The sequence below is a fragment of the Bradyrhizobium sp. 41S5 genome (genome assembly GCF_011516665.3).
Taxonomy (GTDB): Bacteria; Pseudomonadota; Alphaproteobacteria; order Rhizobiales; family Xanthobacteraceae; genus Bradyrhizobium; species Bradyrhizobium quebecense.
In genome coordinates this window covers 7064854-7083102 of the sequence record NZ_CP083721.1, presented here as the reverse complement: position 1 = coordinate 7083102, position 18249 = coordinate 7064854, and the positions used below count along the sequence as shown (strand labels likewise).

Here is an 18249-nt window from a genome sequence, read left to right as displayed (position 1 = left end):
ATGACAACCGAAGGACGGCTCACGCCATTTAAGGGGCAATCCGTTCTGCGGGTGAGCCTTGGTGTATGTCGTCCGGCAACGTCGTCGCCAAGAATAGGCGTCTCTCCCGCAGGACCCTGGGGGCTTGGGGCAGCTCAAAAATACCGCAACCCCGTAGGATCCCGCATTGCCAAGCCGCCAATAGAGCAGCATGTTTCCTCTGGAATTGGAGGGAGAACCGTAGTGATCTTCGCAAGCGGACGTCGGAGCGGTCGGTCATTCAGCCGTGCCGGACGATTGAGGAAGCAGAGGCCGTTGCCGCGGAAATGAACGGCGCCGGGTTTAAGAATGTTGCGATCGGGAACACAAGCCGGCCCGCGAAATGAACAATCGGTGAGCAGTCTTCTCTAGTATGGAAATGCTGCTCGGATAGCTTGGGCACCTTGCCCACCGGCGCGCGGTGAACTCATCCACTGATAGGACCGATCCCTCGGGATCACCGAGCGCACGGCCGATGAAGGAGCAAAGCTTGCAGCCGTCTGGCGCTCTCCGCTTCTGTTGCCGTCTGCCGACCAGGGTGATCTGGTTGCTCTCGCTGTGGGTACGGTTTCGCTGTGGGGGACGGTCTGGAGCACGACACGGGATACCGCGCGCAATTCGGGCGCGTGCGAACTGTCGATGATCTGTTGGTAGGTGAGGAGTTCGAGCGCCGCCAGACAGAGTGCGACCTACTCGATCTGGTGCGAAACAACTACGGCTTAAAGAAAGGAGTAGCCACATGCTGTTCTTTGTCGATCTCGCCCTCGCGCCTCTGCAGTTCATGGCCTCGTTTTGCGACGAGATGGTGAGGCCGCTGACGCGGTCGGTGCGCCCTGCCATCGCGGGCCCGGCCCAGATAATCCATATCACCCCAGAGCGTCGGGCGCGCCGAAAGCGGAAGATTCTGCGTCGCCTGCAGCTCGGCTATTGAGGAGGCTGCGCTGATGACCGTGGGGATGTCCCGATCGGTGTTGAACTACGTCGGGCCGACGGGAGTGAATGTTACGCGGGCCTCGAGACGTGGGCAATGGGCTTGATCGTCATGCGATCGTGGCGAGCTTGTGGGCCGCACGCAGAACCGACAATTGCGGGCAGCCGGGCGGCGCGGCTGGCTGACTTCATGGCTGCCGATCTGTCCGCGCTCGACCATCTGGTGGTCCAAATCGACGGGCTGCATCTCGGCGACGATCTCGTGCTGGTCGCCGCAATCGGAGTTGGCGGCGAAGGCAACAAGCGTAAGCGCGAAGCCGATACCCTGGCTTCAGAGTTAGAATGAATGTGCGAAGAAGCCTCCGGCTTGGAACGGAGGTTTGGATGGGATTGGACAGCAAAAAGGACGTCCATTTGGGCGGCTCACCGGTAGGGCTGGTGAGCCGGCTGGAGGTCCTCGAAGGACCGTCGGGGCGCCGTGTGTGTTCGGAGGCTGAGAGAGCCCGGATCGTCGCCGAGAGTCTGCTACCTGGTGCCCAGGTGTCCGAGGTGGCGCGCAAGCACGGAGCGACGCGCTGGCATATTTACGATTGGCGACGCCGCTTTCGACAGCGAGGCATGTTGGCGCCGTGCGAGGCATCGCAGTCGACATTCGCAGCGCTGGTCGTGGAAAGCGCGTTGGAGGAGCGTCAGGTTCCGGCGATCAAGCTTGAGATCGCGATCGGCGATGTTGTGCTGCGGACGGACACAGCCATAGATGGCGAGCAGCTGTCCCGGGTGATCCGCGCAGTCCGAGCGTCACGATGATCGCGGCCGGTGCCGATCTGAAGATTTACATCGCGACGCGGCCGATCGACTTCCGCTGTGGCCACGATGGGCTTGCGGCGAAGGTGCAGGAGATGCTTCGTCTCGACCCGTTCAGCGGCGCAGCCTTCGTGTTCCGATCGAAACGAGCACAGCTCGTTTCATTGTACGTCCCTTTGTCAGAAGAGCTGGCTCCGCAAATTCAGACAGTAGCTTGAGTGGATTTTCTGCCTGAGAGCGGCGAGGATTCTTGCCGCGAAACAGGAGCGAAGATGACGAAGAGGAGTCGCCGGACGCATTCTCCGGCATTCAAGGCAAAGGTGGCTTTGGCGGCCGTGAAGGGGGAGAAGACATTGGCCGAGCTGGCGCAACTGTTTGATGTCCATCCGAACCAGATCACGACCTGGAAGTCCCAACTCCTGGAAGGCGCCGCCGGAGTGTTTGGGCAGGACAACGGACCGGCCGAGGCGCCGGTCGATTTGAAGCGTTACATGGCAAGATCGGCGAGCTTGCGTTGGAGAACGATTTTTTGTCCGGCGCGCTCACCAAGGCGGCCCTGCTGAGCGCAAAGCGATGATCGACCGCGACCATGATCTGTCTGTCGTGCGCCAGGCGAAGGTCCTGAACCTTGCCCGCAGTACGGTTTACTATGAACCTCGGCCGGTTTCGGCCGAGGACTTGTCTTGATGCGCCGGCTCGATGAGCTGCACCTCGATTATCCCTTCGCAGGGGGGCGCATGCTGCGATCGCTGTTGCAGCGTGAGGGCATGCAGGTTGGCCGCCGCCACGTCGCGACGCTGATGAAGCGCATGGGGATCGAGGCGATCTATCGCCGTCCGAACACGAGCAAGCCCGCACCGGGCCAGAAGATCTACCCGTACCTATTGCGCGGATTGAAGATCGAGCGGCCGAACCAGGTCTGGGCAATGGACATCAGCTACATTCCGATGCGACGTGGATTCGTTTACCTCGCCGCGGTCGTCGATGTGTTCAGCTGAAGGGTATTGGTCCATCGCGTATCGATCACGATGGAGACGATATTCTGCGTCGAAGCGCTCCAGGAGGCGTTGGCGAAGCACGGCAGGCCCGAGATCTTCTTCAACACGGATCAGGGTAGCCAGTTCACCAGCCTCGACTTCACCGGCGTGCTGCTGGACGCGAACATCGCCATCAGCATGGACGGCAAGGGTGCCTGGCGCGACAACGTGTTCGTCGAGCGGCTGTGGCGCACTGTCAAATACGAGGAAGTCTATCTGCGTGCTTACGACAGCGTGCTCGAGGCGCGAGCATCGATTTCCAAATATCTGGCGTTCTACAATCGAGGACGTCCTCACTCGAGCCTTGACGAACGCACGCCCGACGAGGCTTACTTCGGCGCGCAAACGATGGTGACGGCCGCATGATCGTCGCCAACGATTTTGCTGCGGCTCTGGTCGGGCTTGCGCCCTCCCGACGCCACAGCAAAATCGTAAAGCCCCGCGTTCAGCATAACCCGGCAGGAATCCACTTAATTTTCGCGGGGCCCTGTCCAAACAACCGGGACCAGCTCTGTTCTCTCAGGCCTGCTTTGGGTTCAAATAGAAAGGGGAACTGTGGTCAACCTCCAACCTTCAGAGCGGCGACCGTACGACTGACTTGCGCAGTATCGGGGATAGGGGCGCGGAGGCTCAAGACGACTGCGTTATTTCCACCACGCATCATTGCCACCACGCATCGCTCGTCGAGGATCCGTCCCTTCTCCGCTCGTGTGGCCGACCGGTAACGCTCCGTTACCGCCGACACCACCTCGCGCCGCGCGCGCATGCTGATCTTTCCCGCATAGACGCCACCGAACCAATTCGATGGCACCGCCCCAATCATCGGCGAAAAGTTGTCCAGTAACATTCTGGGTGAGGCAATGCGGGGGTCAAATTTGCAAACGATGACGTAATTGCGGTCGGCGCCCGCGGCTCGAAAGGTCCGCTATCTTCAAGCCTTCCCGCAATCTCGCGAATCGGAGGGGGCTATGAAGCAATATGTTGGGCTGGATGTCTCGCAAAGAGAAACGTCAGTATGTGTGGTCGACGAAGTGGGTCAGGTCTTGTTCGAGGGAAAGGCCAAGTCCGACCCGGGGGCGCTCACGGCACTGCTTCGCAAGCGGGCGCCACAGGCGGAGCGCATCGGATTTGAGACCGGGGCGATGGCGAGTTGGCTATGGCATGAACTTCGTAGGGTTGATCTTCCGGTGGTCTGCATCGACGCGCGGCATGCCCACGCGGCTTTGTCCGTACGCATGAACAAGAGCGATCGGAATGATGCTCGAGGTCTGGCCGAATTGGTGCGGGTTGGCTGGTATCGAGAAGTCAAAGTCAAGAGTGAGGAAAGTCAGAAGATCCGCGCGATACTCATCGCGAGATCTCGGCTCGTGGCCATTCGTCGAGATATCGAGAACCAGGTCCGCAGTCTAATCAAAGAATAGGGCTTGCTCTTCCCACGCGCGATCGGACTGAAGTTTCGCAATCAGGTCTGCGAGCTATTGGGCGAAGATCATCAACTCCTCGGTGTGATCGCGCCGCTTCTGTCGATCCATGAGCAGATCTGCAAGCAGCAAAGCAAGTTCGACGACGAAGTCCGCCAGTTGGCGAAGTCGGATGAGACGACGCGCCGCCTGATGACGGTTCCTGGTGTCGGCGTCGTGACCGCCTTGGCCTTCCGCCATACGATCGACGACCCATCGCGCTTCCGATCGGCATCAAGCGTCGGCGCCTATCTGGGTCTTACGCCCCGACGAAACCAGTCTGGTGAAACTGACATCAACGGCAAGATATCACGATGGGGCGACCGTCTTCTCCGAACGTACCTGTACGGGGCGGCGACCGTCCTGCTTTATCGAACGAAGAAATGGTCCTCTCTCAAGGCTTGGGGCATGAAGCTCGCCAATCGGATTGGCATGCGAAAGGCAAAGGTCGCCATCGCGCGCAAAATCGCCATCGTTCTTCACTGTATCTGGGTCGACGGCGGATTCTCGCCTTTGACGGCCTTACTGCCGGAGAAGGCTTCTAGCCGGTCGAAGAAGCTCGAGTCGTCCGCGGTGACTGTGAACGATTCCCATTTGGACTGACCGATCTTGGAAGCGAAGGCGGCGGGGTAGCCGAAATCCGGACTCTTGGCAGCCAGGCGCTCCCAAAGTTTCCACGTCCTCCAGTTCGCTCCGTATTCCGCACGGGAACCGTGTCCATCGAACCGTAGCTCGTATCGGATGTCATTGACCCGTTGGTCACGAACACAAGATCCCGTTCGGCCAGATCGATGGCGCGATCTTCGCCGCAATGCCGATAGCGCAAGCGCGTCGCGGTCTTCGTCCCGCCTTCGGCGACAATGTCAACATCGGTCACTTCCGTCCCCATCTCCAGCCGCACGCCCCGCGCCGTCAACCATGCGACGGTCGGACGGACCATGGCGTCGAACTGGTTGAGCTGGGTGCGGTAGATCCCCGCGAAAGTGTCGATCGTCGAGAACAGATGCAGGAAGCGCAGACAGTATCGCTTGAACTCGACGGCACTGTGCCATGGCGCAAATGCAAAGGTTGTAGACCAGATGAGCCAGAACTTGCTGCGGAAAAGTGGGGTTCGAACCAGTTCTGGATCGTCCTGGCGTCGAGCACCGATTCTGGAGCCGCGCAAGGCGCGATCAGGTCGAGCCGATCTTTCTCAGTTCGTCCTTCGCCGATTTGGTCTCGTCGGCAATCGAGGGAATGAAGGATAACAAGTCGTAGGTACAGTTGAACTTTTCCTCGAACATGCGCCCGCCGCGCATGACATATCCGTCCTTCGGATCGCCATGTGCGTCGAGGCTTCCGCCGAACTGCTCCATTTGCTCGAACAGGACGACATTCGGGCCGGATAGCCCGCCCTCCTTGACGAGGTAAGCCGCTGCGGCCAGGGCGGCGATGCCTGTTCCGACCAAATAGGCCTTGCGAGGAGCCGCCTGCTTCGGTGGATTAAGGCGAGAAACGAGAGAAGCAGAGGACATAAAGTTCGCCAGCATCTAGCGGTTGGAATGTCTATGCAATCGGCGCGCCGATGGCGCCGTGCAAAACAATATGATCGCGAAGCACAGCTCCCGGACTGCATCATAATCAACAAGCGCCAGAAGCCCTTCGGGGTGCACAGCCACATGCAGTCGCCGTCGAGCGCCTGACCATAAGCAGCAACGGCGCCGCGATCATCGAATTGGATCAAGCCATACCAGCAGCGGCTGCGCGGCGCGCAAAAGCTGATTGCGGGCTTTGCTCGAAGACGGAATAGGAGCGCCGTCATGTCGGGCTTACAACCATCTCCGTCTTCAACCAGACAAGACAGAAAGCAACCGGACAAGACGGAAATTGAGACGGTGCCAGTTGTCGCCTTTGCCGAAGTCGACCATACGTCAGTACGAAGATGCCCAAGGCGACCTTACAAGGTGCTTGGCCAGCGGCCGGGTTGAGTTCGAGCGCAAGCACGTACCCGGTCCTTTGCGCATCGCGAAAGTCTTTCGGGATGGCGCCGCACTTCTGAATCAGGGTCCGTGCTACCTCCTATCTCATCTGTGAGGCGCTCCATACCCTGAGAGCCCGGGCTGTGAGGCTGGCGTTCGCCAGTTCTCTCCAGGACTTCCGTACTTCCATCCAACGGATTTTTCGAGCGGGCAAGGTATCAAGCAGTTTTCGGGCAATTGGTACAAACCGCACAGCTTCCGAGTTCGGGTCGCGCTTGGCATCTTCGAGAATTTTGAGAGCGGCCGCTTCGGACCGTCTCCAGCCCGACTCGGTGAACCTGCTCTCCGCGAAATACTCAAAACAGGTCCGGAACCTCAAAGCGCGGCCGATGATCGTATGGGCTGGCAATCCCGCCTCGCTCAGCCACCTCCGAAGATGGTCACACCACCCTTTGCTGCTGCATTCGAGAAGACCACCACCTTCCAAGACCAGAAGCGCTGCCATGCCAGCGATCTCGCATCGTACCTCCTCATTCTGGCCTTCGAACCAGTTCCGGACTGCATGCAGTGGCGTCACCGGCCGATTCACAATCGATACCTGTGCCGCGCCGGCGCGATAGAACGGAACCACGTTTTTCAGCGATGGCAGGCGCGGCCACGGCCTCCCTTCTGCGTCCCACAAGACCCAACGCTCAGCGATCCTCTTTGCCTCGTCGGGCGACCTGCTTCGCCAAAGCTCTTTGAGCGCCTCATTGACGTAATATGAGACGTCAGCTTTCAGACCGCATGTACGTGCTATTGCTGCGAGGCGACCGGCGTCAATGAGCCGCGCCGCGAAGTTGTTCTCCGCGTTCATTTGCCGACGTGCTTGGTTCGCTGCTCAGTTCCGATCATCAACCTTCAGAAGGTACCACAATCTCCAACTTGTCATACCCACCTCATTCGGTACGGCGTGGACGTATGCAAAGCCAATGGAAGTGGGCTGGCTGGGCCGTCGCGCTCTTATTGATTTTCGGAGAAGTCACTGACGGCGAAAAGGACAATCCACTTTCAGGCTAAGAAGTGCCACTTGGACTTTGCCAAGAAATCCTGGTCGAGGTCGTTCCGCGAGGGATCGAAGATGCTGGATCGTCGCAAAACACAGCCCCCCTCTGCGGTGAGGTAAGCTATTCACGCATCGCCGCACGAAGGGGACGATTCCGTGCAAAGACCTCGCTGCTGTCCCGCTCAGAACTGAACGCCATGCCGAATTCGGTTGCTATGATACAGCGCCGCCTCAGGAGCGCGTTGGTTGGGCGTATAGCTAGGACGACTCCACATTCATTGAAGCCAAAAGCAGATTGCGGCGAGATGGACAAACGCGAGGAAGTTCGGCCCGTCGGTCGAATCGCGTAGCGAAGCGGCGGAAGTGTTTTGAGCTTGTTGAGCAGCGCTCGATGCGGTTTCTCAGCTTGTAGATCGTTTCGTCGTGGGGGATCGGGACCTTGCGAGAGCGGCTGAGGAATTCTGCTTGGGAGTTCCTGTCTGCGATGGTTTTGCGCAGATGTCGTTGTAGTCATAGGCCCTGTCGGCTAGCACGGCCTCGGCCTCAAAGCCTTCGAGCAGGGCTTTCGTAGTGAGATTGCCGTGTCGTTGACCGGCCATGAGACGACCGAGGCCGTTGCAGAGCATCTGGATCTTGGTCGTCAAACAGCCTCCGGAGCGCCCGAGTTCTTGAGTTTTGGCCCCCTTCTCCGCTCGCGGCCTGCTGGTGGACGCGAACCAGAGTGGTGTCGAGCATCAGGTATTTATTGTCGCGATCCCGGATCAGTTCGGCAAACACTTTCTCCCACACGCCGCTTTGGCCAGCGGGAAACCGCGCAGGCACGCTGTTCCACTTGCCATAGCGCTCCGGCAGGTGCAGGTGCTGCCAGTAGGCGCCGGACCGCGGAACCCACAACCCCGTTCACGAACAGACGGTTGTCGACACCGCTGCGGTCGCGATCACCCACCTTGCCCGCCAGCATCTGCCCGAGGATCGATAGAACGCGCTGTCCAGGCGCAGGATCACGCAATTGATGAATGGGCGATTGCGGCCGACGTCATGATTCTTCTTCGACTCTTCCTCGACCGGCTGCGCGACTCCCGAGAACCGTCCCAGTTAAGCCGCGCTCCACTAGAAGGTGCCGGCATAGTCGCTTGCCTGGGTTAGTGCGGTATGGGCGATTCCGGCAACTGGATTTTCCCGAGCTTTTTGAGCAACGAAGAATGCGGCGCGCCTGCTCGACCAGCTTCAGCGCGAACTTTCTGACCGAGAAGCCATTGCCCTGCTCCGGACTCATTCCGAAAAACTTTCTCGCTTTCGCGATGGTCGACGAAGAGAAATTGGTAAGTGGAGCTTCGGATCTGACCTGGAGAATGACAGCGAAAATGAGCGCCACGGCGCGGAGCGCCTGAGGCTAAGCGCGCGAATAAATGAAGCTTACGCGGCAATCACACGATTGCGACCTTCATGTTTTGCGCGATAGAGCCGCTGATCGGCGACGTTCAGCAATCCGTCAAGCGTGTCTCCATCGCGCCCGAACTCCGACACCCCAACGCTGATGGTGACGCCGACCGACGGCTGAGCTTCGACGTCGAATGCAGTGCCTTCAATCGTCGATCGAAGGCGTTCGGCTACCGCGTAAGCCGTGTCGAGCGTCGCCCCGGGCAGCAAGACCATGAATTCTTCACCGCCCACGCGTGCGACAGAGTCATAAGGGCGAATTGCCTCCAGACACTTTCGCACAAATGCGCGGAGCACCCCATCGCCGACGCTGTGACCACGTGAGTCATTGATATCCTTGAAATGGTCGAGATCGAGCGACAGCAGAGATAATGGAGCACCGGTTCGTTTGGCCCGCGCGATCTCGGCGCCGATATGGTCGAGGAAGTGTCGCCGATTTCCGGCACCGGTCAGTGGGTCGGTGGCGGCAAGGCGTTCTAACCTTTGATTGCTCACCTGCACTTGCTGTAGCGCCCTTTGAGTGTGGGCCATCGAATCGGCCAGGCGGGCCATCATTTCTTCCTGGCTATAGATGGTCGAGAAGGATTGCGTCGTTCGGAAAGCCTGGACAACGCCATAGCTGAGCAGGAAGAACCCGCCAGCAAAGATCGCGTGGGCGAGCCACCACATATGATTCCACGGTGCCGCCAAAATGAATGCGAGCGACGATAACGCAAACCACGCGACCGAGATGCCGAAAACAAGCATGAGCGGCGAGTGAATCCCTCGCATGAGCATGACCGCGACGTTCAGCGCGCTGAACACCAGTGCACCGCCCTCCATGGACAAGCGTACCGCCGGGTGTCCCGCATAGGGGGAGTAGGCGATCAATGCGACAGCTATATCCACGGTCAGGAACAGGCTGGTCCACATCAGCCATGTGCGCGCATCCGAACGCTTCTCGACCTCGTCTGATGGCTGGTTATAGCTGAGCAGCCCAACGAAGAGAAGAATCGACATCGCGAGACGCGACGCCGGTCCATAGAGCAGAAACAGCCAGATGTTGCGGTGTGCCATCCTGGTGAAGGCGCCGTGCAGTAAATAGATCAATACGAAGCCGAGAAAACCCAGCGTCAACCAACGCAACAGAGGTTCGCCGGAAGACCGGTAGCAGCGACACGTCACGTAGGTGACGAACAGCCCTTCGAGGGTGGCGAGGGCAATCGCGAATTCATGGAATGGGTGATTTTCGAATTTTAGCGTGGGATCCTGCTGGAAATACAGGTAGGCAATGAACTGGGCAGGCATCAAGGCGAAGGCGATGAGGAGAAGGCTCATATACGCCTGTGTGATCAGCCGGAGCGTATTAGGCGGCTCGGGTACCGCACGATTGGTGCTCATATGCAATACCGTCTCCCATGATGACGTCAGATCGTTTCGTGGACACTTGAGCGTCTCCGAAGGATACTGTCCCAGAGCACCTTCGGTCCTTGTGTACTAGCCAGTTGAAGGAACCAGGATGCGTCGCGGCCGGAGGCCGTTCAACAACTCGGAGCCCGCGATCACCGCTGCGACGGAGGCATGAGCTTGACCTTTCCGTCCTGCGGCACCCCATCGAGCAGGCGGCGGCGCGGATAGGGTCGGCCTTGTCGTCCAGCAGCGGCCAGCTCCCGCCGCCGCCGGGATCAGCAGCGCCGCGGACTGCGTTTATGTATTCGAGCCCACCGCGTTCAGGCCGCCCGCTCCGCTGGGTCAACGTGTCGTGTGTTCAGCAGATTATTCCGGCCCCTCCCGCGAGTTGTCACGGTCTGCGAGGCGCTCGAAAACCTCCATCGAAAGACAAGGAAATCACGATCCCGTTGGAAAGGAGTCTGCGTATTACCGTACTCAATGGTCTGCCTACCGCCCCCCGGTAGTGCCGCCGCCACAATCGGTCCGTTACCGGTTCGGCTCCGAGTCAACACGCGTAATGAGCAAAACCGTAAGCGTCAGCCCGCTTTGATTGGCGAGTTTCTTGTAGGCCATCTGCGATCTCCTTCGTCTGGGATGTCCCCGCACTGCGCGACCGTGGCCGTAGGATACCTAAGCTGGTTGAGTTAGCCGCCTGCCAAACCTTGTAGGTTCCCTAACGCAACCTGTGAGATTGGCTTACGGCAAGGACGAGTTACTCGATCCGTCATGGATCACGCACGAGGATATATCCGCGAGAAGATAATCGCCGGTTGGCTCTATCGAATGCTTGGGCGGGGCGGGCAAGTGCTTCGGCCGAGCGAATCTACGCGCACTGGGCGTTCAACATCTACGACTATGACGATAAAGGTACGCTCGAGATCGGTTTCGTGCCGTGCCCGCTGCATTTGCCGGAAGAGAGGCTCATCGCTGGCGACGCGTCGGTCCGTATCCTGATGGACCGCGTCGAAGCCCATCGACCGTGAGGTCGGCATGCCAATTGGTTGGTTCTTCTTGATAATTCATGGTCATCAGGCTAAGCGAGAGGTTGGCCAAGCGATCGCCAAGGGGCTGCGTAATCTTTGACAGTCACTTCGGAGGAAGGCTCCTTGCTGGTCTATGCATGGATCTGGATCTTCCTCGAGGCCTTCTGCGATTCCAGGCCTGAGAGTGGCAAGCGGGAGCTGCGCCGCCGCTCCGCCATTCTTCCGATTTCGCGTCTGCTCTCCTGACGGCCCAATCGAGCGGTGCAAAGGTCGTCGCTTTGCCCGATTCGGGGGCAGACTTCGCCAATGCCCTGAAGCGGGCTGAGGAGTTCGGGCTCACGCAGAAGCAGCAGCTAGCTCCGCTGGGATTGATGATCAATCAGACGCACAGCATCGGCCTGCAGCCGCTGCAGAATGTACGTCTGACCACCACGTTTTACCGGGATAGGACGGACGAGACGCGCGCCTTCGCGAAGCGCTACGAGGCAGCATTCGATGGGCGGATCCCGAACGAGGCGCACGCGAGCACCTACAGTGCAATTATACACTATCTCAAGGCGATTGCCGCGGCGCAGACGGACGAAGGCGAGGCGGTGGTGCGACAGATGAAGAACACCCCGGCTAATGATTTCGAGATGAAGAATGTCAGGATCCGCGCCGACGGTCAGGTGATGCGACCGCTCTATGCCGCGCGCATAAAGGCGTCGAACGAGTCAAAATATCCTGATGACTACTACGAGATCACGCGGACCATTCCGGCCGAAGAGCTTGGCGCCCGGCCGCGGACAGCGCCTGCAATCTCGTGAAGACGCAGTAAGTCGGACGGGCGGGCCAGCCCGATCTGTCTCGATCGGGCTACAGACAGTCAATCCGCCAACAACAATAGTTCTGCCCGACAACAGGGCGCTGGATAGACAACGTGTTCATCGAACGCCTGTGGCGCGCTAAAATATGAGGACATCTCAAGGGTTATTCGGATGGCCATGAGGCTGTAGATATGACGCTTCTCGCAAGCGAGACGCTTGGACAACGCTGCGCGTTGCCTACATCCCCAGGGCCACAACAGCAGCAAGCAAGAGTAGCGTAAGGCTATTGAGAAGAACGAACGGCAGCGGCTCCACTTAAGAAACCGGACCCAGCGGTCCTCAGTGTAGGGTCCATTTCAGTTATCCGAGCTAACCGGGCGAGCGGCGTAAGCGCGGCCGCTGATCCGCTGCAAACTACCGTTTCTCATAGGCTTTGCAGGTCACCGAATGTGGTCGAATGGGTATGGCGGAACGCACCATCGCCGGAGACCACCGATGTATTTCCACCTCTGTCAGGACGACAAGCGAGAGTGGTGTTGGTCGCTGCACGGCGGGAATCACCATAAGACTGCCAGCTCCGGTGAAGGCTACCATCGCAAGACCTGATGCTGTCCCTGCCCTTGGACTAGTCCAAGGGACGAACGAACGGTAAAGGACTGAAGACTGCGAATTGACCATCGTCGGAGACTTACGATGCATTTCGAATTGTACCGAGACGAGCACCAGGAATGGCGTTGGAAGCTTCACGCGCGGAATGGTCTCTATATCGTCACCTCCGGCGAAAGCTACCACAAAAAGGATGATGCTATTCGCGCCATCAGGCTCGTCCAAGCCACGACTGACGAAACTCCGATCCGTATATCCACTACCTAGCGTCGGTAGCGTTGATAGGGAAATCGACACATGTAACCGTAACTCATCGGCGATCATCAATGCTGCCGATCAAAATCAGGAGAGACGCCTATGCCGATCCATATTAGCTACGCTGAGAAAGAGCTAACCAACGAACGGCGCGCGTCGCAGCCGGCGAACGCCGCGCTAGCTCAAGCAACCCAATACTCGCTGTTGCTCAAGAATCGATCCGCTCAGCCCTGGATATTTTTCGTTTATCAGAGGTTGCCGCGCCTGCACGCGGGATATCTTCTCCTTGGCTTGGTTCTGCTCCCCCTATCAGATCCAAGTCGGCGATCAGATCAGGTTCACGTGGGAAATCGACTAAGTGCGGGGTCAATGTTCAGCGTCGATTCACAATCGAGGTCTCCGGCCTCGACCTCCCCGGCCTGCTCTACCAGCTGACCACCGCGACCTCGAAGCTCAACCTCAACATCGCCTCGGCGCATGTCGCGACCTTCGGCGAGCGCGCCCGCGACGTGTTCTATATCACCGACCTGCTCGGCGCCCAGATCACCGCGCCGACCCGGCAGGCCGCGATCAAGAGCTGCTGCATCTGTTGTCGACCGAGGACCAGGCGGCGAAGCCGGCGGCCTGACGCGTCGCCTCTCTCCACTCGTCATTCCCCGATGCGCAATTGCGCATCGGGGAATGACGACGGATGGGACTGCTGCAGGCCCACCTCATTCATGCCGCTCTAGCCGAACAGCCGCATCAGCAGGGCCTTGCCGACCGGCGCTGCGCGGACACTGCGGAAGGCGCGGACATATTCGCCGGCATAGAATGCGCGCACGACATTGATCCGCGTCGCAACCGCGTCCTCGAAACGGACGCCGAAGCCATCGCGGGTGCGGCGGACCACGAGCGCGGCCACGTTCTGTCCGTAGACATTGCACTTGATCGAGGCGCCGATCGCCGGCGGCACCGGATCGATGAAGCGCGCGCCCGATATCGAAATGTCGACCATCCGGACCAGCCGCGGCTCCGTACCATCGTGAATCAGGATCGGCTCGTCACGCTCGAAGCGCTCGGCCTTGCGACGCCGCGGCTGCTCGATGCAAATGAAGCACACGATCGCGAGCGCGACGCAATTATAGAGGCTCCAGGCCAGCGCCAGCCCGCCATAGGCGATGCTGTCGCCGCGCAGATGCAGGATGAATGCGTAGGCGATCGCCAGCAGCGTGATGAGCAAGGCGCTGCCATAGAGCCGCAGCAGCGGCCACTCGATGAAGCGGCGATTGCGGTCGCCGCCCTTGGCCGTCACCTTGAACTTGTGGCCTTGCGGCTTGGCGAGGCCGGTCACGACCGCCTTCAAGACCGCGGGGGCTGCGATGTATTGCGACACGTCGGTCATGATCGCGAGCGAGCGACCGCGCGAGATCCAGGCCATGGTGAAGGCGTGCCAGACATAGAACGGCATGAAGTACTTCAGAAGCTCGAACAGGTCGGCGTGAACCGCCTTGATGTCGAACAGCAGATAGAGCCACGGCACGACGAGGCCGAAAACCTTGGTGCCATAGACCGCCGCCCAGCTCATGAAGGCGTCGACCAGCGACAGCCGGTCCATGAAGGCGAGCTTCGATTGCCGCGAGAACGGCCCGCTGCGACCCCTGAAGATCTGCATGAAGCCGAGACACCAGCGCCCGCGCTGCGTGATGTACTCCTTCAGTCCCTCCGGGGCGAGACCGATGGTCAGGCGCTCGTTGAGATAGACCGTCCGCAGTCCCTTCTCCTTCAGCCGCAGCGTGACGAGGTAATCCTCGGTCACCGAGTCGGTCGGGAAGCCGCCGATCTGCATCAGGCCGGAATAGCGGATCAGCGATGAGGTGCCGCAGCAGAACGCGGTGCCCCAGGCATCCTTGGCCGGCATCAGGATGTCGAAGAAGAAGCGCTGCTCGTCGGGCCAGACGTCGGTCGCCGCGAGGTTGGTCTGGATCGGATCCGGGTTGATGAAGTGCTGCGGCGTCTGCACGACGCCGACAGTGCCATCCTGCATCAGGCTCATCGCCCGGGTCAGAAAGTCCGGCATCGGGACAAAGTCGGCGTCCAGGATCGACACGAACTCCGGCCTCTCCATGGAGGTGGATATGTACTGAAGCGCATGGTTGATGTTGCCGGCCTTGGCGTGGCGGTTGTCCGGACGGGTCAGATAGTTGCAGCCGAGCTCCTGGGCGAGCCGCCGCAGCCAGAGCCTGCGCCCGTCGTCGAGCACCCAGACGCGATAATGGGGATAGTTCAGCCCGGTCGCGCCGATGATGGTGCGCTCCAGGATCGCCTTCTCTTCATTGTAGGTGCAGATGAAGACGTCGATGAGCGGTGCATCTGTGGGTGCCTTGGACCGGCGCAGGATCGCATTGACCTCGGGCGAGCGGTCGATGGTCCGGCTGAGGAACAAGAGCGACAGGCAGACCGCGATCAGCGATGCGACCTCGGCCACCACGAAGGGATAGCCGACCAGCGCATCGGCGGTGAGCCCCGGAGGCGGCAAGGTCTGGGTCACCCGCCAGATGAAGTAGTGCAGCAGCAGGACGAACGACATGCCGGTCATCATGACGCGCGCCAGCGTGTGCTCGCGCCGGAGCAGCGGCAGGATCGCAAGGCAGGCGCCGAAGGCGACCAGCCCGGGCGCGAATGCGGCCATCATGGCTTGGCCGCGTCCGCGTTGAACACCACCCGCCCGGTGCGGCCGACGGCGCATTCCTTGCCCGTAGAGTCGAGCGCCGGCATCGAGACCGTCACCCGGTACGGCTCCTTGTTGAGCGCATCCGGATTGATCGCAAGGTTGGCGGGCGCGCCCGACGCGCCGGTGAGGTTGACGATCTCGCCCTGGATCGCGGCGCTGCCGTCGTTCGGCTCGAAACTCGCCGGCTCGCCGAGCCTGAGACGGTTGTAGACACCTTCGGTGACGTTCGCGGTGACCACCGCGCCGCTGCAATCAAGCAGCTTGAGCAGGGGCTGCCCGGCCCTGACGTCCTCGCCCGGCGACGTCATCATCTCCCAGATGCGTCCGCCGACCGGCGCCTTGATGTCGGCTTCCGCCCGGTTGATGTAGTGCAATTGCTCCGAGGCAATCTCGTGGGTGAGCCAGTCGATCTCCGCATCGGAATGCACCAGATCGGCGCGCAGATCGCTGACGCGCTGGCGCATCTCCTCTTCGCGTTGCACGGAACTCGGCCGGTCATTGTAGCTGTCGCCAAGATAGGTGCCGTTCCTTGCCGCGGTGAGTTCGACCTTGGCGGCGTCGAGCCGGCGCTGCGCGCCTATCTCGGTCTGATGGGCGATCGCCTGCTCGCGCGTCAGCCGGGCCATTTCGACCGTCGAGACGCTGCCCGACTTGATCAGCGACGAGGCGCGTTCAACCGCCGCCGTCGCTTCTTCCCGTCGCGCGGCCGCGGCCTCGATCGCGGTCTGAATTTCGGCGATGCGCGCCTCGAGCTGGAGGATGCGGCCGTCGCGGAACTGGGCCGCCTGGCGCGCGAGGTCCTGTTGCGACGTCTCGGCGGCCGCAAGCTTTGCGGCGAGACTCGGGCGCTCATTCTCCATCCGGGACATCTGCCGCCGGAGATCGTCGAGCCGCACCCGATCGCCGCGCGCGTTGACGACATGAAGGATCGTATCGCCTTCGTGGACCACACTGAGCTGCGTGGAGCTCTGCGGCTTCGCACTCACGGTGCCGTCGATCGGCGAGCGCAGGGTCACGATCCTGGCATTGACCACAGCCTCGACGCTCGAGGTCTGCAGCACGGCCTTCAGCGGCAGCCATCCGAACACCGCGACAATGGCAAGACCGATGCCGACCTTGATCAGGCGGCGAACCCACCGGCCCGAGCCTGCAGGCGCTTCGGGATGGGGGGGGCTATCATTGACAGGCTCGCTGACCGGCTCGTCGTCCGCCGGACGCAAGCGGTCCTGCAAGTCGCGCTGCAATCCCCGCGCGCCCGCTTCCTCGTCCTTGATGACGGGAATATCGCCTTCAGGAAGCGGCTTCTGCGGCTGTGCCTGATCCATGATGACCGGACCTGAAATGTCAGTGCGCGCGGGGTTCAGAAACCATAATCCTGAACGGCCAATGTGCTTTTGGGGTGCCCCTTAGACATAGGCGCACCGTCCCACCGAACGGGGCCGTTATACGCTGGCCCATTGATGGCCACTGATGCTATCTTAGGTTTCTGAGGCCCAAGCCGAGGGTTGCAAACAACCTAGACGTTTGCAACAGTTAGTTTCTACTTAGGGTGCGGCGAAACCGCGCGCTCTCGTAAAGCGGTTGCAAGGCTCGACGCTGACGGAAGCCCCTGTGAATCGGCGTGGAATCCGGACGCCGATCGGCGTCCCAAGTGCTTGATTGACTTCGCGCGTGCGGAGTCACACCTGTGAGCGTGCCGCGCTCGATGCCACTAGCAGCGGCCGTTCTCGATTACGTCAAAGCACCCTGGATGGGCACCTGCCGTTCCTGGACGCGCAGTGGTCGTGCGTAGTCCTGCGCGCCGGGCTCATCCGCAAAGTGCTGCCATTCGGCCAGTGCCGAGGGGGCGTCTCCCAGCCAGTGCGCGGCAGCCTCATACAGAGATTGCTGCGCAAGCTGAGGTGGCGCTTCAGCCGCCGCCAGATTAGCGAGGACGTCGTCCGGCAGCGGGTTATCCCCGAACTCGAGGTTCTCCAAATGCGGATAGCTAAAACTCGATAAAAGACCCTCAGGTAGGCTGGTCAGCCGGTTACCGCTGAGATTGAGCGATTGGAGCGTGCTCGGAAGAGGGGCGGGGAGGTTGGCCAATTGATTGCTGCTGACATCGAGTTCAATGAGCCCCGATGGGAGGGAGTCGGGGAGGTCGGTCAGCTGATTGCCACTAACCGCGAGCGAGGTGAGCCTGCTCGGGAGAGCGTCCGGTAGGCTAGTTAGTCGGTTGTCGCTTGCGTTCAGGATCTCGAGCCGAGCCGGAAGGTTGGCCGGCAGACTGGTCAAGCTGTTATCGGCCACCTCCAGCCGAGAGAGGGTCGCCGGAAGAGCGTCCGGCAAACTGATCAACCGGTTATGGCTAATGAGAAGATGCTGAAGACCGGGTGGGAAGCTAGCGGGCAGGCTGCTTAGCTCGTTGTGCCTGGCGCGCAGTTCAAGCAATCTTGGCGGCAGGGCGGCGGGCAAAGCGGTCAGGGAGAGGGAGGACAAATCCAGCAAGTGCGAGCCCGCGTTGTCCGAAACCCAGTTGTCCAGGATCTGCGCGCGCGCGGAGGCCGGGGTCCGATATCCCGGAGGACCGTCAACGTGGCAGCGTTCTGCCCTTAGCAGGCCTACCTGTCGATCAGCTGACGAGTGTCGCTGCAGAACCCCGGGTCGCTCGGTTGCCAAGCGGTGACAGAAGTAAGCCCAGTTTGAGGTTGAACCGGTCAATCCTCTCAACCTTCGAGGAGGGAGCGCTCTTTTTTGAGGTCGCGCGCGTGCTATCTACGT

General features: G+C 60.4%; 13 protein-coding genes and 5 pseudogenes. 11 read left to right on the top strand and 7 right to left on the bottom strand.

Annotated elements, in window-relative coordinates:
• Positions 1–757: 757 nt before the first annotated feature.
• The 6 genes and pseudogenes from HAP47_RS34125 to HAP47_RS34100 all read left to right on the top strand — a co-directional run.
• The gene (locus HAP47_RS34125) at positions 758–949 is read left to right on the top strand and encodes a hypothetical protein (protein WP_166104006.1); all 192 of its coding nucleotides are present in this window, start codon (positions 758–760) and stop codon (positions 947–949) included.
• 96 nt (positions 950–1045) lie between these two features.
• Positions 1046–1294, top strand: coding sequence for a hypothetical protein (locus HAP47_RS34120; RefSeq protein WP_173640762.1), 249 nt, complete (start codon positions 1046–1048; stop codon positions 1292–1294).
• A gap of 38 nt (positions 1295–1332) precedes the next feature.
• A complete protein-coding gene (locus tag HAP47_RS34115) occupies positions 1333–1755 on the top strand; it encodes a transposase (protein ID WP_173640833.1) in 423 nt (140 codons plus the stop codon).
• Positions 1752–1970, top strand: coding sequence for an IS66 family insertion sequence element accessory protein TnpB (gene tnpB, locus HAP47_RS34110; protein WP_173640834.1), 219 nt, complete (start codon positions 1752–1754; stop codon positions 1968–1970). The genes HAP47_RS34115 and tnpB overlap by 4 nt, the downstream gene beginning before the upstream one ends.
• 54 nt (positions 1971–2024) lie before the next feature.
• Positions 2025–3155: pseudogene (locus HAP47_RS34105) on the top strand (IS3 family transposase).
• A gap of 602 nt (positions 3156–3757) precedes the next feature.
• Positions 3758–4750 (top strand): annotated as a pseudogene (locus HAP47_RS34100) (IS110 family transposase); the annotation flags it as partial.
• On the opposite strand, the pseudogene HAP47_RS34095 reads toward HAP47_RS34100, so the two are convergent.
• The 4 genes and pseudogenes from HAP47_RS34095 to HAP47_RS41490 all read right to left on the bottom strand — a co-directional run bounded on the left by HAP47_RS34095 (position 4729) and on the right by HAP47_RS41490 (position 10072).
• Positions 4729–5414 (bottom strand): annotated as a pseudogene (locus tag HAP47_RS34095) (oleate hydratase). The pseudogenes HAP47_RS34100 and HAP47_RS34095 overlap by 22 nt on opposite strands.
• Before the next feature lie 7 nt (positions 5415–5421).
• Positions 5422–5778: an oleate hydratase gene (locus HAP47_RS34090; RefSeq protein WP_166103990.1), complete on the bottom strand. Its 357-nt coding sequence runs from the start codon at positions 5776–5778 to the stop codon at positions 5422–5424.
• Between the two features lie 529 nt (positions 5779–6307).
• On the bottom strand, positions 6308–7063 hold the full coding sequence (locus HAP47_RS34085) for a hypothetical protein (protein ID WP_173640836.1): 756 nt from the start codon (positions 7061–7063) through the stop codon (positions 6308–6310).
• Between the two features lie 1605 nt (positions 7064–8668).
• A complete protein-coding gene (locus HAP47_RS41490; RefSeq protein WP_173640837.1) occupies positions 8669–10072 on the bottom strand; it encodes a GGDEF domain-containing protein in 1404 nt (467 codons plus the stop codon).
• Positions 10073–10893: 821 nt separating this feature from the next.
• On the opposite strand from HAP47_RS41490, the gene HAP47_RS34070 reads away from it, so the two are divergent.
• From HAP47_RS34070 to HAP47_RS34060, 5 genes and pseudogenes are all read left to right on the top strand, one after another.
• Positions 10894–11106, top strand: a complete 213-nt coding sequence (locus HAP47_RS34070) for a hypothetical protein (protein WP_166051786.1) — start codon at positions 10894–10896, stop codon at positions 11104–11106.
• A gap of 123 nt (positions 11107–11229) precedes the next feature.
• Positions 11230–11352, top strand: a complete 123-nt coding sequence (locus HAP47_RS41405; RefSeq protein ID WP_256459524.1) for a hypothetical protein — start codon at positions 11230–11232, stop codon at positions 11350–11352.
• A gap of 32 nt (positions 11353–11384) precedes the next feature.
• Positions 11385–11912: an ABC transporter substrate-binding protein gene (locus tag HAP47_RS34065; protein WP_338077338.1), complete on the top strand. Its 528-nt coding sequence runs from the start codon at positions 11385–11387 to the stop codon at positions 11910–11912.
• 693 nt (positions 11913–12605) lie between these two features.
• A complete protein-coding gene (locus HAP47_RS41690; protein WP_173640838.1) occupies positions 12606–12785 on the top strand; it encodes a YegP family protein in 180 nt (59 codons plus the stop codon).
• Between the two features lie 368 nt (positions 12786–13153).
• Positions 13154–13401 (top strand): annotated as a pseudogene (locus HAP47_RS34060) (hypothetical protein); the annotation flags it as partial.
• Between the two features lie 99 nt (positions 13402–13500).
• On the opposite strand, the gene HAP47_RS34055 reads toward HAP47_RS34060, so the two are convergent.
• From HAP47_RS34055 to HAP47_RS34045, 3 genes and pseudogenes are all read right to left on the bottom strand, one after another.
• Positions 13501–15447: a glycosyltransferase gene (locus HAP47_RS34055; protein ID WP_173640839.1), complete on the bottom strand. Its 1947-nt coding sequence runs from the start codon at positions 15445–15447 to the stop codon at positions 13501–13503.
• On the bottom strand, positions 15444–16811 hold the full coding sequence (locus tag HAP47_RS34050; RefSeq protein ID WP_231168558.1) for an HlyD family secretion protein: 1368 nt from the start codon (positions 16809–16811) through the stop codon (positions 15444–15446). Before HAP47_RS34050 ends, HAP47_RS34055 begins: the two co-directional genes overlap by 4 nt.
• A 457-nt stretch (positions 16812–17268) precedes the next feature.
• A pseudogene (locus HAP47_RS34045) lies at positions 17269–18048 on the bottom strand (E3 ubiquitin--protein ligase); the annotation flags it as partial.
• Positions 18049–18249: the final 201 nt, after the last annotated feature.

Excerpts from the sequence above, each read along its gene's own strand:
- HAP47_RS34125 (WP_166104006.1), top strand. The coding sequence starts at position 758 with ATGCTGTTCTTTGTCGATCTCGCCCTCGCGCCTCTGCAGTTCATGGCC.
- HAP47_RS34120 (WP_173640762.1), top strand. The coding sequence starts at position 1,046 with ATGGGCTTGATCGTCATGCGATCGTGGCGAGCTTGTGGGCCGCACGCA.
- HAP47_RS34115 (WP_173640833.1), top strand. The coding sequence starts at position 1,333 with ATGGGATTGGACAGCAAAAAGGACGTCCATTTGGGCGGCTCACCGGTA.
- tnpB (WP_173640834.1), top strand. The coding sequence starts at position 1,752 with ATGATCGCGGCCGGTGCCGATCTGAAGATTTACATCGCGACGCGGCCG.
- HAP47_RS34090 (WP_166103990.1), bottom strand. The coding sequence starts at position 5,778 with ATGCTGGCGAACTTTATGTCCTCTGCTTCTCTCGTTTCTCGCCTTAAT.
- HAP47_RS34085 (WP_173640836.1), bottom strand. The coding sequence starts at position 7,063 with ATGAACGCGGAGAACAACTTCGCGGCGCGGCTCATTGACGCCGGTCGC.
- HAP47_RS41490 (WP_173640837.1), bottom strand. The coding sequence starts at position 10,072 with ATGAGCACCAATCGTGCGGTACCCGAGCCGCCTAATACGCTCCGGCTG.
- HAP47_RS41690 (WP_173640838.1), top strand. The coding sequence starts at position 12,606 with ATGCATTTCGAATTGTACCGAGACGAGCACCAGGAATGGCGTTGGAAG.
- HAP47_RS34055 (WP_173640839.1), bottom strand. The coding sequence starts at position 15,447 with ATGATGGCCGCATTCGCGCCCGGGCTGGTCGCCTTCGGCGCCTGCCTT.
- HAP47_RS34050 (WP_231168558.1), bottom strand. The coding sequence starts at position 16,811 with ATGGATCAGGCACAGCCGCAGAAGCCGCTTCCTGAAGGCGATATTCCC.